This window comes from Verrucomicrobiia bacterium, from assembly GCA_019634635.1.
GTDB lineage: Bacteria > Verrucomicrobiota > Verrucomicrobiia > Limisphaerales > UBA9464 > UBA9464.
Genome location: JAHCBB010000004.1, coordinates 86,697 through 100,998, shown reverse-complemented (window position 1 = coordinate 100,998; position 14,302 = coordinate 86,697). Strand labels below are relative to the sequence as shown.

13 protein-coding genes are annotated in these 14,302 nt (G+C 64.9%); 5 read left to right on the top strand and 8 right to left on the bottom strand.

Translation table 11 applies throughout. The features are described from left to right. Positions 1-4: 4 nt before the first annotated feature. Positions 5-1,546, bottom strand: a complete 1,542-nt coding sequence (locus KF791_04125) for a PQQ-binding-like beta-propeller repeat protein (protein ID MBX3731764.1) — start codon at positions 1,544-1,546, stop codon at positions 5-7. A 104-nt stretch (positions 1,547-1,650) separates the two neighbouring features. Here KF791_04125 and KF791_04120 point away from each other — a divergent pair, with 104 nt between their 5' ends. Continuing rightward, positions 1,651-2,898 (top strand): Na+ dependent nucleoside transporter domain protein, encoded by a 1,248-nt coding sequence (locus KF791_04120; GenBank protein MBX3731763.1) that lies wholly within the window; start codon positions 1,651-1,653, stop codon positions 2,896-2,898. Between the two features lie 370 nt (positions 2,899-3,268). On the opposite strand, the gene KF791_04115 is transcribed toward KF791_04120, so the two are convergent. Beyond that, positions 3,269-3,637, bottom strand: a complete 369-nt coding sequence (locus KF791_04115) for a hypothetical protein (GenBank protein ID MBX3731762.1) — start codon at positions 3,635-3,637, stop codon at positions 3,269-3,271. Positions 3,638-3,667: 30 nt separating this feature from the next. Further along, positions 3,668-3,826, bottom strand: coding sequence for a hypothetical protein (locus tag KF791_04110; protein ID MBX3731761.1), 159 nt, complete (start codon positions 3,824-3,826; stop codon positions 3,668-3,670). Positions 3,827-4,140: 314 nt separating this feature from the next. Between KF791_04110 and KF791_04105 the strand changes: the two genes are divergently transcribed. The 3 genes from KF791_04105 (at position 4,141) to KF791_04095 (ending at position 5,919) form a co-directional block, all read left to right on the top strand. Next, positions 4,141-4,335, top strand: coding sequence for a hypothetical protein (locus tag KF791_04105; protein ID MBX3731760.1), 195 nt, complete (start codon positions 4,141-4,143; stop codon positions 4,333-4,335). Positions 4,336-4,454: 119 nt separating this feature from the next. Further along, a complete protein-coding gene (locus KF791_04100; GenBank protein ID MBX3731759.1) occupies positions 4,455-4,757 on the top strand; it encodes a hypothetical protein in 303 nt (100 codons plus the stop codon). A gap of 262 nt (positions 4,758-5,019) precedes the next feature. After that, on the top strand, positions 5,020-5,919 hold the full coding sequence (locus KF791_04095) for a DUF1559 domain-containing protein (GenBank protein MBX3731758.1): 900 nt from the start codon (positions 5,020-5,022) through the stop codon (positions 5,917-5,919). Between the two features lie 892 nt (positions 5,920-6,811). Here the strand turns inward: KF791_04095 and KF791_04090 are convergent. The 3 genes from KF791_04090 to KF791_04080 all read right to left on the bottom strand — a co-directional run bounded on the left by KF791_04090 (position 6,812) and on the right by KF791_04080 (position 10,976). Further along, positions 6,812-8,185, bottom strand: a complete 1,374-nt coding sequence (locus tag KF791_04090) for a hypothetical protein (protein MBX3731757.1) — start codon at positions 8,183-8,185, stop codon at positions 6,812-6,814. Positions 8,186-8,547: 362 nt separating this feature from the next. Beyond that, the gene (locus tag KF791_04085; GenBank protein ID MBX3731756.1) at positions 8,548-9,282 is read right to left on the bottom strand and encodes a prepilin-type N-terminal cleavage/methylation domain-containing protein; all 735 of its coding nucleotides are present in this window, start codon (positions 9,280-9,282) and stop codon (positions 8,548-8,550) included. Next, a complete protein-coding gene (locus tag KF791_04080) occupies positions 9,279-10,976 on the bottom strand; it encodes an immunoglobulin domain-containing protein (protein MBX3731755.1) in 1,698 nt (565 codons plus the stop codon). The genes KF791_04085 and KF791_04080 overlap by 4 nt, the downstream gene beginning before the upstream one ends. A 202-nt stretch (positions 10,977-11,178) precedes the next feature. Here KF791_04080 and KF791_04075 point away from each other — a divergent pair, with 202 nt between their 5' ends. Beyond that, a complete protein-coding gene (locus tag KF791_04075) occupies positions 11,179-11,421 on the top strand; it encodes a hypothetical protein (protein ID MBX3731754.1) in 243 nt (80 codons plus the stop codon). Between the two features lie 512 nt (positions 11,422-11,933). Here KF791_04075 and KF791_04070 read toward each other — a convergent pair. Together KF791_04070 and panC are read right to left on the bottom strand one after the other, a co-directional pair. Then, positions 11,934-13,316, bottom strand: coding sequence for a ClC family H(+)/Cl(-) exchange transporter (locus KF791_04070; GenBank protein MBX3731753.1), 1,383 nt, complete (start codon positions 13,314-13,316; stop codon positions 11,934-11,936). 81 nt (positions 13,317-13,397) lie between these two features. Continuing rightward, positions 13,398-14,267: a pantoate--beta-alanine ligase gene (panC, locus tag KF791_04065; protein MBX3731752.1), complete on the bottom strand. Its 870-nt coding sequence runs from the start codon at positions 14,265-14,267 to the stop codon at positions 13,398-13,400. Between the last annotated feature and the right edge of the window lie 35 nt (positions 14,268-14,302).

The window sequence follows — 14,302 nt, the reverse complement described above, 5'->3', positions numbered from 1 at the left end:
CCGGTCACCGCGGCGGGGCGGCCGTTGAACCGACGGCATACAACCGGTCCATGGCGGTGACATACAAGACGCCGTTGGCCGCCACCGCAGTGGCGCTGATCGGTGCCCCCAGGGATACCTGCCCCAGCACACGCCGCTCCCGCGAGGCCTCGAAGATCCAGAAGTCCCCGCGCCGCGTCCCGAGGTACACCTTGCCATCCGCCACCAGCGCCGACGCCCAGACCTCACCGCCGAGCTCCTGGGTCCACAGCGATGATCCCGTGGTGATGTCCACGCAGTGCAGCACCCGCATGGAATCCGCCACAAACGCCAGCCCGTCGTGGACCGCCGGCGTGGACATCGAGTGCCGGTTGACCGGATAGGTCCACAGGAGGTTCGAGGCGGTGATGTCCCCGGACCCCGCGGGGTTGAGGCACTTCAACCAGGCCTCATGTTTGCCCCAGAACCAGTCACCACCGCCGACCACGTACAGCCGTCCTTCGTGAAGCACCGGCATGCCGTAAATGTTGCTCGGGCTGACCGCACGGTTGCCGTTGTACCGGTGGATGTCGGTCTTGGGAGCCGCCGGATCAAAGTCGAATTCCCAGACCTTCTTCAGGACGGCCGGCCTCGACGCGGTGGCATCGGGTCGAAACCCGGCCGGCAGCGGCTCGAAGGCGTACACGATGCCATCGCCCCCGGCGAAGAAGACGAGGTCGCGATCCCCCACGCGCCCCAGGGACGGCGCAGACCAGGTGCAGTGGAAAATGCGGGGGGCAATCCCCAGGCCGTCGGTCGCCAGCACGCGACCGGTCGCCTTGTCCAAGACCACCAGGCTGGGAGCGTCCGGCGTCCGGATCACCTTGTGGGTGTTGTCCACTCCGGTGCCGCTGTTGAGATAAAGGTGGTCTCCGTGGATGAGGATTGAGCTGTGCGCCGCGTCGTGGGACCAGATGCCCAACTCGCGGGTGAGATCGAGTGCCCAGATGATGTCGGCGTCGAGCGGTCCGAGAGGAACATCCGCCGCAGCGGCGTTGGTGCTGCCGGGGGTGAAGTAGGCTGCCTCCCCGACGAACGGACCCTCGTTGCCGTTGGCGAGGCCCGCCGCATCCAGGCACAACACCACGCCGCGGTTGTCCACCAGGTAAACCCGGTCGCCTTCCACGGTTGGCGTGGAGGAGATCCCCGACTTCGGCCAGTCGAAGTAGGGGTCCTCTTCGCGCTTGGGCACCACCAACTGCCACAGGAGCCGGCCGTCGTGCTCGTTGAGGCAGAACAACACCCCCCGGTCGCCCTGACGCCGGGAATCCCTCGGCTCGCCATTGTTGGTGCCCACGTACACGCGACCGCCCGCAATCACCGGGGTTCCGTGCGACTCGCTGCCGAGCGCGGCCGTCCAGCGGATCTGGCTCCCCGAAGCGGGATCAAAATGGGAAGGCAGCCCGCGCTCCGCGGATACCATGTTGCGCGACCACGCCTGCCCGAACTGCGCCTGGTCTGCCGCCACCGCCATGGACAACGCCCCGGTCAACGGGATTGCGATGCCCAGAATCGTCCGTTCTGCCATGGGACCAGAATACCGGGAACCGGGGGCGTTCGCGACCGTGGATTCCGGGCACGGAATCCGGGCAATCCTTCCAATTCCACTTCGGCTCTCTACCCTCCTCGCCGGTGAGCCTCCGGATTGTCAGCGCGGTGGGAATTGCCGCCATCCTGGCGACCGCCTGGGCGGTTTCGTCCCGGCGCGACCGGTTCCCCTGGAGGATCGCGGGCTGGGCATTGTTCCTCCAGTTCACCTTTGGATTGCTGATCCTGCGCACCGGGCCCGGCCAGGCGGTCTTTCACGGATTTCAGCGCGCCGTGGACCGGTTCATCGGATTCGCCAATGAGGGCACCCGGCTGGTCTTCGGGCCGCTCGCCGAGTCGGAGCCGATGGCCGCCGTCTTCGGAGCCGACCGCGCGGTCGTCCTCGCGATCACCATTGTTGGAACCATCATCCTGACCGGCACGGTGTCCTCGCTGCTATACCACTTCGGGATCCTCCAGCGGGTCGTCCTGGCCATGGCGTGGCTGATGCGGCGCGTGCTGGGCACCAGCGGCAGCGAAACCCTCGCGGCGGCGGCCAACATCTTCATGGGCCAGACCGAGGCGCCCCTGGTGATCCGGCCCTATCTGGAACGTATGACCCGGAGCGAGCTGTTTTGCCTGATGACCTCCGGGTTCGCGACCATCGCCGGCGGCGTGCTGGCCGTGTACACCGGCGTCCTTCGCGTGCCGGCCGGCCATCTCCTCACCGCCTCGGTGATGAGCGCCCCGGCAGCCATCCTCATGGCCAAGGTGATGCTGCCGGAGACGGAGGTGTCCGAAACCGCCGCCGGCGCCCGGCACCTCCCGGAGCGGACGACGATCAACGCCATGGATGCGGTCTGCACGGGCGCCAGCGATGGCATGAAGCTTTCAATCAACGTACTGGCCATGCTCCTGGCCATCACGGCACTGGTGGCCCTCGTCAATGCGCTGCTGGCCGGCGCTGCCGGCTGGGTGGGCTGGGAAACCACCCGACCGCTCCAGCAGGTCCTCGGCTACCTCAACGCCCCGTTCGCGCTGCTGATCGGCGTGCCACCCAGGGACGCCCTGACCATCGGACAGATCCTCGGGGAACGCATCGTGCTGAATGAGTTCATCGGGTACCTCTCCCTGACCGAGGCCCGGCCGCAGCTTGAGGCGCGGAGCTATCTGCTGGCCACCTACGCCCTGTGCGGCTTTGCCAACCTCGGGAGCGTCGCGATCCAGATCGGCGGCATCAGCGCCCTCGCCGCCACGCGCCGCGGCGACCTCGCGCGCCTGGGCATGCGGGCCATGGCCGCCGGCATCCTTGCCTGTTACCTCACCGCCTGCGCCGCCGGCGTGATCACGTGATCCGGGGGGGATGCGCCCCCCCGCGGGCCCATCGTCCCTCGGTTTTCCTGAACGAGAAGGATCGGCGTCGCGTCCCGGGGCTCGGGAGCGTTTCGGACCGGATGTTTTCAAAGCGGATTACGGATCCGGTGCGAGAGTATCAGTTGGAGGGCACCGCGACGCGTCATCGGCGTTGGCGCCTTGCGCAGGTTGTCAGGGATTCCTCGGGACCTGGGCATGCTGTCGCGGCCCAGGTCGTGAACCGGTCCGGCGCCGCGCTGTCCATTCACCTTGGAAACCGCAGTTGAGAGCAGGCTGCGCCGTAGCCGGCGATGATCGGAGCGGCTTGGCGGTGGGATGAATCGGTGTGAGGAGGCTCCGGGGCGCTGAGTCATCCGCTCGGGGCGCCGAGCAAGGCCTGCGGCCGCAGCCAAGGGGCCAAAATCCGCTTCCAGATGCGTTCCCAGCACGCTTGGGGGGTCAACGGCTCCGCAGCATTCTTCAGCCCGCTTAAGAACAGGCTCAGTCCGCTCAAGAGTCGCTGCGCCTGGGCCGCAACGGCATGGGTGCTGGTCAGCCGGATGGTCACCCGGCGGCCGGACTCCACGACCCTCCCCACCGCACACAGCAGCAAGGGCCGGCTGGTGATGGCCTCCCGGCCCCGGTCCGGTTGCGCGCAGGCCATGAACAGGCTCCACCAGTTGCACACCAGGGCCACGGTCCGGGCCGCCACCTGGCAGCGCAACAGATCCCGGGTCATGAATCCGCTCACCCCCACGGGTTCTTCAACTCACACCAACTGACCCAACGGGGTCACCGGCGCCTGCGAATCCCACTTCACCTGGAACCGCCGCCTCTGCGTATCCACCACCACCGGCCCCGCAGGCAGCCCCGCCGGAACCCGCCCCACGCTCACCTCACCCCCCAGGGTGAACCGCTGGAGAATCACTCAGGCCGATCATCCCCAATCGCTCTGCACGGTTCCTTAGGCAAGTCTTCAACTGTCGTTTCCAGGTTTACCCTCGAACACCCGCACAAGAGTCCGGCAGGTCATGGAGTGCGCCAGCCCTCTGGCGCCTTGGCACCGTGCCCGGGCGGCACAGCGGGCAAATCCCGACTCCCGGGTCCCTCCGGGCACCAGGGTGACCACACGCCGCAATGCCCATTTCGGACATTCCTGCCGTCATGTGCCCGCATCGTTCGAACTCACTACGGGTGGCTTTCCCATGAACTCGGAGTTGTCCCTCGCCACAATTGGGGACCGTGGCAAAAATCGCTTCAACGGTGTTGCCGGAGTCCCCGGAGACGCCCCGAGGAGGGTGCCGTCGTGATCTGGCGCAATATCCGACGAACCACTTCTCCAACAGCCTCGTTTCCAACCTGTTCGAGAATCTCTCGCCCATTGTGATATTGATCTCACGGCAGCACCTCGCCATGCCCGTCGTGGCTGCGCCCTGATATCCAGCACGCTCGCGGCATAACTTTCACGTTGACAACACGTTGCCCAAAGTCAGGATCGTCGCGATATCAATATCGCGACGCGCCGCCGTTGCTCAATCAAACTGTTGGGCCACTTAATGACGAACGTCTCTTCTGCGATCTTGTCATGGTCACTCGCGCCGCTTACCGGGGCTTGGTTGGTTTCGGCGGCGGTCTTCCAGCATTACCGCAACACGGGGTCGTTGACGGATGTGCCATTTAGCTGGCTTATTCTCTATTTTGTAGTCGGTCCGATTGCGATGTTCGTGGCGGGAATGCTGATTTTCGTGCGCTTGCGGGAGCGTCGAAGATTTCCGCTCGTCGACCGCGTCGCACTTGGCGTGTCTGCGGTTTGCGGTGCTTGGTGGATATGGCTAGTGACGACCCTGGCTACGAGATGAAAGAGACATGGCCCAACAAGATCACTGGAGCCAACAGCCGCCCCGCTTCGCAGTTCGACATTCGCGGGCTTCGGGGAGGCGCTCCGGTTGTCGGAAGTCACGGGCGTTATCACGGCGGGGCGGCTGTCGCTCAATTCTGTCGTTGCCCAGTAATTCGAGAATCGCCCGAGTCCAGAATCGGCCCCTCGCATCAACTAATTTTAATTCCAGTTGATACTCCATAGCTTTCGTGAATGGCCAGTTTGTCTAGGCTCCTCAAAGCATGTCGCAAATTTCTGCTCGTCGATCTCCTTTGACCCTTTGTTGCCGCTGCTTCAGGAAACCTTCTAGAAACTGGATAGTTTCCCCGAAACCTTGGAAACATGGAGACCTCCATCTATCGTCGTCGGCATTCTCCCAAGTGGAATTGCTAGTGGTTGTTGCGATTATCGGAGTTCTAGCCGCCATACTGCTGCCGGCCCTGGCACGCGCCCGGGCGGCCGCGCATTCGGCGGTATGTAAGAACAACTTGCGTCAACTCGGTGTCGCGCTGAATCTCTACATCGACCAGTTCCCAGAGTTTCCAGGAGATCCTCCGTCGTTCGGAGGGGTGATGCTGGAGGGCCCGGGACGGATGTCCGGTCGTGGTTTACTCTATCTGGCGCCCTTTGTCTCGACCAGCATCTATTCGACGGATAACGAAGGACGGATTGAGAGCCTGCGGATGTTGAGGCAACCCTCCGTTTTTCACTGCCCGGCCAAGGGCTGGGGTGACGCTCCATTTCGGGATCCGGGGGGCACGCGGCAACGCTGGCTTCCCTATGGATATGGTTATAACGGACTGGGAACCCGGCTGAGGCCGCCGACGGACATCCCTCTGGGCCTTGGTCCTGTCGAGTGGCAGGGCACGGTGCAGCGCGTCAAAACCTCGGGAATTCGATCGCCGTTCGGGATGATTGCGATCGGCGATTCATCTGAAGATCTTTTGGGATTGCTCCACCCGCATTCGAAGCTGGACGGCCATCCAATTCTCAGGGTCGGTACTATGCACTCTGCCGGCGCCAACGCGGCATTCTGCGACGGGCATGTTGAGTACGCCAAGACCGCCAAGTGGACCGAAGCCTCCGAAGCGGCGCGCCGCCGGTGGAACAACGATCACGAGCCACATCCGGAAACTTGGTAAGGCCGCGCTTCCGCTCGAGGAGAGCCAACGATGTCTGGCGACGAACTAAAACCCTCATTCATGGGGGGGGAAGCCACTGGGGTCAGGCGTGCAACTTTGACAATTGGTTCAGCGAATCCTCTCGTGAACTCCGAGATTCGCGGAGCGATCGGGACTTGCGCCCAAAGCAGTCGGATCGCTTGATTGAAGTGCCAGTTCCAAATACACTATCTGAGGAAATCAGAACCGACTTCGTCAGCAGAATTTGTGGGTAGGAGGCGGTTCGGGTAGTCGGCCAAGAGTATGATAGAGTGCGACTTTCATGGCTTTGAAGGTGCGAAAGCCGTAGCCGCGCCTGGGAGGAACAACAGGGTCGCACCTAAACCTTTGATATCTTGCGACAAACTAACACACTTTCCCATTTGCCGGGCGCGGTGGCCTTTTGTGACGGCCCGCGGGTGCGGAGTGGGAGCGATTTTCCTGAACGAGAAGGATCGGTGGCGCCCCCCGGGGCTCGGAGGCGTTTCGGACCGGATGTTGTCAAAGCGGATTTCAGACCCGGTGCGAGGGTATCGGATGGAGGGCACCGCGACGCGTCATCGCCGTTGGCGCCCTGCGCAGGTTGTCAGGGATTACTCGGGACCTGGGCATGCTATTGCGGCCCAGGCCGTGAACCGGCCCAGCGCCGCGCTGTCCGTTCACTCCGGCAAGCCCCGCATTGTTGTCCCGACCTCGCGATAAGTGGTCATCGGATTGGGTTCGAGTCCTTCGCCGAAACGCACCGTCCGGCCAACAACGCCATTCAGACTTTGATCCCTGCACTGATGAAGGGCACAGGGGCCACGCGGCCTAAGTTTCCCCCGAACCAGCAGGAGGTCACTTCCATTGTTGCAAAGCCATCGCGATGCTGCCCTCAAGGATCGGTTCCATGGTCAATTGGCAACAACAAATGTGCGGTGGCGGTGGCGGAAAGTGTTCGGGCGCGGTAGAAGCGGGCACCGGGCAGACTGGACAATTCGTGCACGGCGATGCGCACGACGGGATCGAGAACTGCGGGAAACAGACGGCCCATCACCCAAGGGTAGGGCTCAAGGTTGGCGGGACTGGTTTCCCAGGCGACTCCGTCCGGCCACTCACCAGCAGATTTCAGTGGCAACGCCGACCAATTCTGCGTCGGATCATCGCTGAACTCCACCGCGATCAATTCGCCCGCTGGTCCTCGGATGGTCAACTCGGGTGGCACCCCGAGATTCAGTTCAATTTCCAGAGGCACAGGTTCGGTCACTGAGTGAATGATCCGTCCCTGCGTGCCCACAACGACGTATGCATGCCCATCCCAGGCGACGTCATTGTAACCATGCAGATCCCAGTCCGTACCGTCAAACGGGACGGAAGTTACGACCCGATCTTCCGACCAGTTGAGTCCATCTGATGAGGCTTGGATCGCAAATGCATGACCGCAATAGTCATTCGCACCGCCGACCGCCACGAACTTTCCTCCCAGATGGCGCAGGCGGGAAACCCGCCGCAAGCTCGTATGCCACCACACCGGCGACCAACTCTCCGCATCACTGGACACCACAGCCGCCTGCAATGTGGGCAGGCGGCAAGGATTCTGCCCGGCGTCTCCCAATCCCGGACGCCCCCGGAACAACCAGCGGCCGGCGGCATGCACAATCGCCGGACTGCTAAACGAAACCTCTTCATACTTCCACCCCCCTTCCGTAACGTTTGGGCTGCGAAGGAGCTCCCATTCCACTCCATTGGTGGAGCAGAGCAAGGTCGTGTGTCCGATGGCAATGAACCTTCCAGCGCCGAAAGCGACCTGAACCATGCTCGATCGCGTCGGACTGGTGCCCACCGACCAATGGATGCCGTCCGGAGAGGAGAGAAGCGTCCCCAGCATCCCGACGGCCACAAATTTCCCGTTTCCGTGGGCCAGGCTTACCAGTGCATTTGTCACGGGCACCGCCTGCCTTTCCCATGCAATACCATCGGAGGAAATCAGAATCGTTGCCGTCGAAGGATGATCAAGGAATCGTGGTCGTTGACCGCCAATGGCCACAAACCGACCTCCGGCAAAAATCACATCGGCGAGTCCGCTGGCGTCCCCCGCCTCCTGTCGGAGCCAATGCTCGCCGTCGGGCGATGTCAGGATGACAGCGACTTCATCGCCCCCCACCGCCACAAATCCCGAGGGCGCATGGACAACGGCCCTCAGTGTCTCGGCGGTCCCCGACTCCCGGAACCTCCAGTGCACTGGCAGCGGATCCTCCGGAATCTTCATGCGGGCCGCCGATTGAGGACTCCAACCATTTTTCCCATTGTCACCGCCCAGAGGTTGGTCCAATTGAAGCTTGATGGTCCCATCTGGTTCCGCCCAGCCCTGCCGCCCAAAGCGAATACTTGGGGGCATTGCTGCGGACACGGCGGCAAACATGCAAGAAGAGTGCAGCAGGAGGCCGGCCAAGGCGGCACGGCCTACGACGGGAGTGGATTTCATAGGCAGGGGTATCTTCAACCGCTACAGGGAAAACGCCGCTAACAGGTTTCAGGAAATGACCTGCGAATCCCGGCGGCCCCGCACATGGCTCAGTCCAGGTTGGGATTGGTGTCCGGGTCCACGGTCCAGACGAGGCGGGTCTGCGGTTAGTAGGCGAGGCCGTTGGTGATGATCTCGGGGCCGCGGCGGGTCTCAAAGTGACCGTCCATATAGGCGAGGTTGTCCCGACCGCGATGGCGCGCTGCGAATCGGTTGGCGTAGGTGCTGGGCTGCCCAAGCTGATCCGACGCCTGGCCCGGAGCGGCAGGCGCGTCATCCTTCAGGCGTTTTTCCAGGAACGCCACCGTGACCGAAGGGCTTCGCACCTGCGTGATCCGGACGGTCGCGTGCGGCCACATGATGAGCTTTGAGTTCATGGCCAAGGAAAAAAACACCGACGGATCCTCCAGCCGCTGGCGCGGGAACGGCGCCTGCGGACAGTGGAAGATCCTGGCGCGCCCGTAAAAGCCGGGACGCGCCGACCGCAGCCCGTACTCGGCGGCACGTGTCACGCCCATCTGAACGGCCAGTGCATTGTACCAGACGTCGCGTGCGAAGGGATGGGTGACCTCGCCCCACGTGTTCAGCGAAACGCCGTTGGGCTCGAAGCTTTCCCGGGAGATCCGATCGTCATTGTCCACGGCGTAAAGCGTCTGGGCCAGCGTCCATTGCCGCACGCGTCCTGCACACTCCACCTGCCGCGCCAAGATCTTTGCTCGGCCCATCACGGGCAAAAGCAGTGACGCGAGCACGCCGACGACGATGATGACGACGAGCAGCTCGACCAGCGTGAAGCCGTCTGCCGCGCCCGCGCGCCGCCGCCGAAATCGCACCCGTATCATGGTGCTACGGGCAGCAGCACGACGCGGTAAAGGAGCGCCGTCGCCGCGACCGGGGTGTCTCTGTATCCCGCCGCACCCGTGGCAGCCGTGACACGTGCGATGGGGCTCCACGCCGCAGGAACCAGGGCACTGCTGCGCTGCACCTCATAAGCACGGCCAAGCAGCGCAGTCCACGTCAGTTCAAGGCCGCCGCCAGCGCCGGCGATGGCAAGCTGTGGCCGCCCGAGGTGATCGTCGTTGCTCAGCCAGCCGGGCGAGCCCACATCGTCTGACAACGCGGCACGGAAGGCGCCGCGCTCGCCCGCAACGCTGTAGTTGAACCCCAATTCGGCATCAGGGTCCTCCGGATCGTACCAGCGGCTTGCACCGCAGGGACAGGGGTCTGGAAACTCAAGACAAACCCTCAATTCGAACTCCAGGATGAAATCAGCGTCTTCACGCGCCGCCGAGTTCCATCGCGTGATGGATTCCGTGAAGTCGTTGCCGAAGCCGTTGCCAATGTACGAAACAATCGGGAGATCCGACGGCAGATTCGTCGGGCCCCACCAGCGTCGAAAAGCGCCCGCATCCAGATCGGAGACAAAGATGACGGATCTTCCGGGCAGAACCCACACGTCATTCGTGATGGTGAAGGCTCCGTCCAGCACGCCGGGATGATCGTCGAATCGCCAGCCGCGGAGGTTCACCGGACGTGTGTCCACGTTGACCAGCTCCCACCAGTCGTTGCGATCCGCCGTCGCGGCGCTGGCGGACGGGCAAAGCATGGCTTCGGCGACGATCAGCCGGGGCGCCGGCAGCACGGAAAGCGAGGCTGCGACTGCGGCGGCGCAGAGCGGATTGCGCACCTCCACGGTGTAGCGGCCAGCGCGGCCCGGCGTGACATCCGGAATCTCAAGCAGGGCGTTGGCCGCGCCGGGGATCGCTTCACCATCGTGAAGCCACTGCAATTCCGGGAGCGGATAGCCGCGCACCTCGACACCGAACGAAGCCGTCTGGCCCGGCGTGACCTCAAGGTCGACGGGCGGACGCACGATGGTGGCGCAGCGCGCCTTCCGGTTGACGATGAGAGCGGCCGGGGCGGTGACGAGGCTCTCCACGCCATTCTCGAGCCGCACCGTGTACACGCCGCCGTCCAAGGCAGGCGAGACGTTCGAGAGGACCAGCATGGATGCCGTGGCGCCCGGCAAGTCACTCGCACCCCGGCACCACTGAAACCGCGGCCGGGGTAGGCCGTGGGCCACCAACCTGAAGACAGCGGTGGCTCCAGCGTCGGTCTCCACATCGGCCGGAGCTCGTATCACGCGGAGGGGCACCGGACTGCCGACCGAACCCGGAGAGCCGACGTCACCACCGACCGCAGCGCGGAAGGCCTCCGCGTCACCCTCGCGGCTCAACGCGCCGAAGGCGCCGGTTGAGGCGGCGCTCGTGAAGGTCACCCCGCGATCAGCGCCACCCAGCGGAACCCGATCCAGTTGGTTGGTCACGCCCGCGGTGGCGTGCCACAAGCGCAACTCGTCCCGGTTGGCGCTGAGGCCGAAGCCCCAAGGCGCGGTGATAATGCACCGATCGGCCAGTCGCGCCTCCCTCCACCACGCCCGAAACTCGGTCTGACCGGGAATCCCCCGGCTTTCGCGCACAAAAACCAGCGACTCGCCGGGATGCAGAACGGGGACCTCGCCAGCATGCCTGGCCAAGTCGGAAAGTCGGTGTGCCGCGCCCCAACCTGCCTCATCCGCGAACCAAAGGGCGCCCAAGTCCACCGCGTCGGAGCCGTAGTTCGTCAACTCGAAGAAGTCCTCCCCCGCCCCGGATGGTGCGCCAGCCCTCTGGCGCCTTGGCACCGTGCCCGGGCGGCACAGCGGGCAAATCCCGACTCCCGGGTCCCTCCGGGCTCGGTTGGCGAAATGGGCTCCAGGCCTGACGCCCCGTTCGCTGATCGAGCAACGGTCCGCCCTCCAGATGCTCGATGTCCACTTCCCGACCACCGACGGACGCACCCTCCTTTTCCAACGCTATACCTCACCCAATAAGACCCAGAAACTCCTGCTGGCTCAACTCGGACTGGGGCTTCCCCCGCAATCCCCTCCGCGCATTTCATCCCACCGCGCCATCGAGCCGCTACCGGGGTCCGCCCTGTAGTGAAGACCTTCCACCCCAATCTTCAGAATCAGGTCCATTCTCTCGCTTCCCCTTCTCCAGTTGCGAAAGTCGGGCTGCCGCACGCACCCGCGCTGGCAGCTCATCGGTTTTCCCATCAGAAGGTCGCCCGCTGCACGACACCCTCTGGCAACGTGCCCGCGCCGCAGACTTCGCCTTCCGCAAACTCTGCGACGCCCGCTCCGCCCTCACCATGACCTCGCAAGGCGTGACTGAATTCGCGACGGTGAACGTGAAGGACTTCAAGAGGCTGGGCGTTCGGAAGGTGGGGAATCCAATCGCTGCATGAAATCCCGCCCAATGCCGTCACAAGCACAAGCTTCCGAAGTGTGCTACGAGTTGCACACGGTGGAGAATGGCCACAGACCTTCGGGGAGCACGTACTGATCTCCAAAGGCTTATGCAGCTTCCAACCCTCCAGTCGCGAAAGTCGGGCCCGACGCCCCCGGGGCGGGAACTGCACTGGGCACGAACGCTCGGCAGGTCGGTGAAGGTCAACTCAACTTGGAATTCGACGACGGTGTGGGTGCCGTGCGCGGTGCCGCCCTTGCGAAAGAATTCCCGGCCCGCTGGACGGTGCGTTCCTTGAGCACGTCGTAGATGGGACGGACGCCCAGCATCGAGGGAACAATGGATGCGGTGACGGCTCCGACCAGCATCGGCAGCAACAGCGAATGGTTCCCGGTGAGTTCCGCCACCAGCAGGATGCCCGTGAGTGGCGCACGAACGACCGCGGTGAAGAAGGCCGCCATGGCCACCACGGCAACGGCCGCCGGTGGGATGCCAACAATCAACCCGGCGGGGCAGGACGCCGCCAGCAGTGCGCCGATTTGTGCGCCCAGCACCAGCATCGGCGCAAAAATGCCCCCGGGAGTCCCCGCCGCATAACACACCGGGCCGAGCAGGAATCGAAAAACGAACAGACCCGTCATGGCCGTGATGGCCGTCCCGCCCGTGACACCGGAAAGCGCCTGCTGCGTCAGGGGATCCCCGCCACCCACCGAGCCGGGAGCAAACCACGCCACGACGCCCACCCCGAAGCCGATCAGCACCGCCGGTGCCCATGCAGGCCAGCGGGCACACCGGTCCGCCAGCGCGAGTGCGCGCAGGATCGCCCACTGGTAGGCCACGCCGGCAACCCCGGCCGCCAACCCGACGCCCGCGAACAGGACGCCGGATCCCAGGTCCGGGGAGGCCAGTGCGGGCGTGCTGAAATCCGGCGCCGCCCCCAGCAGACCACGCGACAGGGTGATGGCCCCCGCAATCGCAGCCAGTGACGCCACCACCACCCGCGCATCGAAGCGACGGGTCAGTTCCTCGAACACAAACACCAGGGCGGCCATCGGGGCGTTGAAGGCCGTGGCCAGGCCGGCACCCGCACCGGCGGCAATCAAGGCGCGCAGGTCCGACGCGCCCCATCCCAGCCGACGTCCGAGCAGGCCGGCCAGGCTGGCACCCATCTGCACGCTGGGCCCCTCCCGGCCCAGGGCCAGCCCGCCGCCAATCGCCATCCATCCGCCAAGGAATTTCACCGGCAGCAGTCTCAACGGCGCCGGGGGCAGCTCGCCGCCGACCACCGCCTCCGCATGGGGCACACCGCTCCCCCCGGCCTCGGGGGCAAACCGCCGGACCAGCCACGCCGCCCCCCCCGCCAGCGTGGCAACGGTCCCGGCCACCATGAGGACGCCGACGCCCGGAAATCCATGCGACCACCCGATGAAGGCGTCGCGGGAACGGTCGGCCCAGTCCAGCGCCATGCGAAACAGCGCCGCCGTCCCGCCGGACAGCACTCCGACGAGCGTGGATGCCAGCGCCAACCGGAACCATCCGGGCGCTCGCGGGAGTGTCGTCGGCCGGGTTTCCGAGGCGTCGTGCATGCGAGGTTCAGCGTGCAGCCGCCCGGTCGGCTCCAGCCACCTGGCCGGATCGTCCGGGGATTCCAGGTTCGCACCGTCGCCTCACGACAACCCCCCATTGTCAATCAAGCGGGTCCGCCCCAGATGGACCGCGAGGGCCATGTGACTGTCGCGACCCACCGCGGTCACCGGGGTGAGCGTGTCGGGATCGAAGAACTCCACGTAATCGAGGCGCGCCCGGGGTCTCGATGCGATCAGCCGGCGCACGCCGCGCTCCAAAGCCGATGCCGGCACGCGGCCCTTCGCGTCACGCACCGCCTTGCGGCAGGATTCCAGCGCCTCCCAAAGGACGGTGGCCTCCGCGCGTTCGGCCGAGGTGAGGTGGGCGTTTCGCGAACTCAAGGCCAGGCCGTCGGGTTCCCGCTGCGTGGGGGCCACGACGATCCGCACGGGGAAGTTCAGATCCGCCGTCATCCGCCGCACCACCGCCGCCTGCTGCCAGTCCTTGGCCCCGAAGACCGCAACGTCGGGTTGGACACAATGAAACAGCTTCGCGACCACGGTGGTCACGCCCCGGAAATGGGCGGGTCGCGAGACCCCTTCCATGCCCCGGGAGAGCCGCTCCTCCACCACGTAGGTCGAGTACCGGCCCACGGTTTTCCCGGGATACATCACGTCATCGGACGGGAGGAACAGGACATCCACCCCCTCGGCTCGACAGCGGCGGCGATCCGTCGCCGGATGCCGCGGATACCGCGACAGGTCCTCGGTGGGACCGAACTGGGTGGGGTTTACGTAGACGCTCACGACCACGATGCCGGATGGTCCCACCCGGCGACGTGCCTCCCGGATCAGGCGGGAATGCCCGTTGTGCAGGGCGCCCATGGTCGGCACAAGGCCGACCCGGCGTCCCTGACGTTGCCAGGACCTTGCCATCCGCTGCATGGCCGAGGGTGTCTTGACCGTCCGCATCCGGTGACCATGCACCGGGGTCCCCCGCGGGAACA

Coding starts and splice junctions, on each gene's coding strand:
- KF791_04125 (MBX3731764.1), bottom strand. CDS start 1,546: ATGGCAGAACGGACGATTCTGGGCATCGCAATCCCGTTGACCGGGGCG.
- KF791_04115 (MBX3731762.1), bottom strand. CDS start 3,637: ATGACCCGGGATCTGTTGCGCTGCCAGGTGGCGGCCCGGACCGTGGCC.
- KF791_04100 (MBX3731759.1), top strand. CDS start 4,455: ATGACGAACGTCTCTTCTGCGATCTTGTCATGGTCACTCGCGCCGCTT.
- KF791_04095 (MBX3731758.1), top strand. CDS start 5,020: ATGTCGCAAATTTCTGCTCGTCGATCTCCTTTGACCCTTTGTTGCCGC.
- KF791_04090 (MBX3731757.1), bottom strand. CDS start 8,185: ATGAAGATTCCGGAGGATCCGCTGCCAGTGCACTGGAGGTTCCGGGAG.
- KF791_04085 (MBX3731756.1), bottom strand. CDS start 9,282: ATGATACGGGTGCGATTTCGGCGGCGGCGCGCGGGCGCGGCAGACGGC.
- KF791_04070 (MBX3731753.1), bottom strand. CDS start 13,316: ATGCACGACGCCTCGGAAACCCGGCCGACGACACTCCCGCGAGCGCCC.
- panC (MBX3731752.1), bottom strand. CDS start 14,267: ATGCGGACGGTCAAGACACCCTCGGCCATGCAGCGGATGGCAAGGTCC.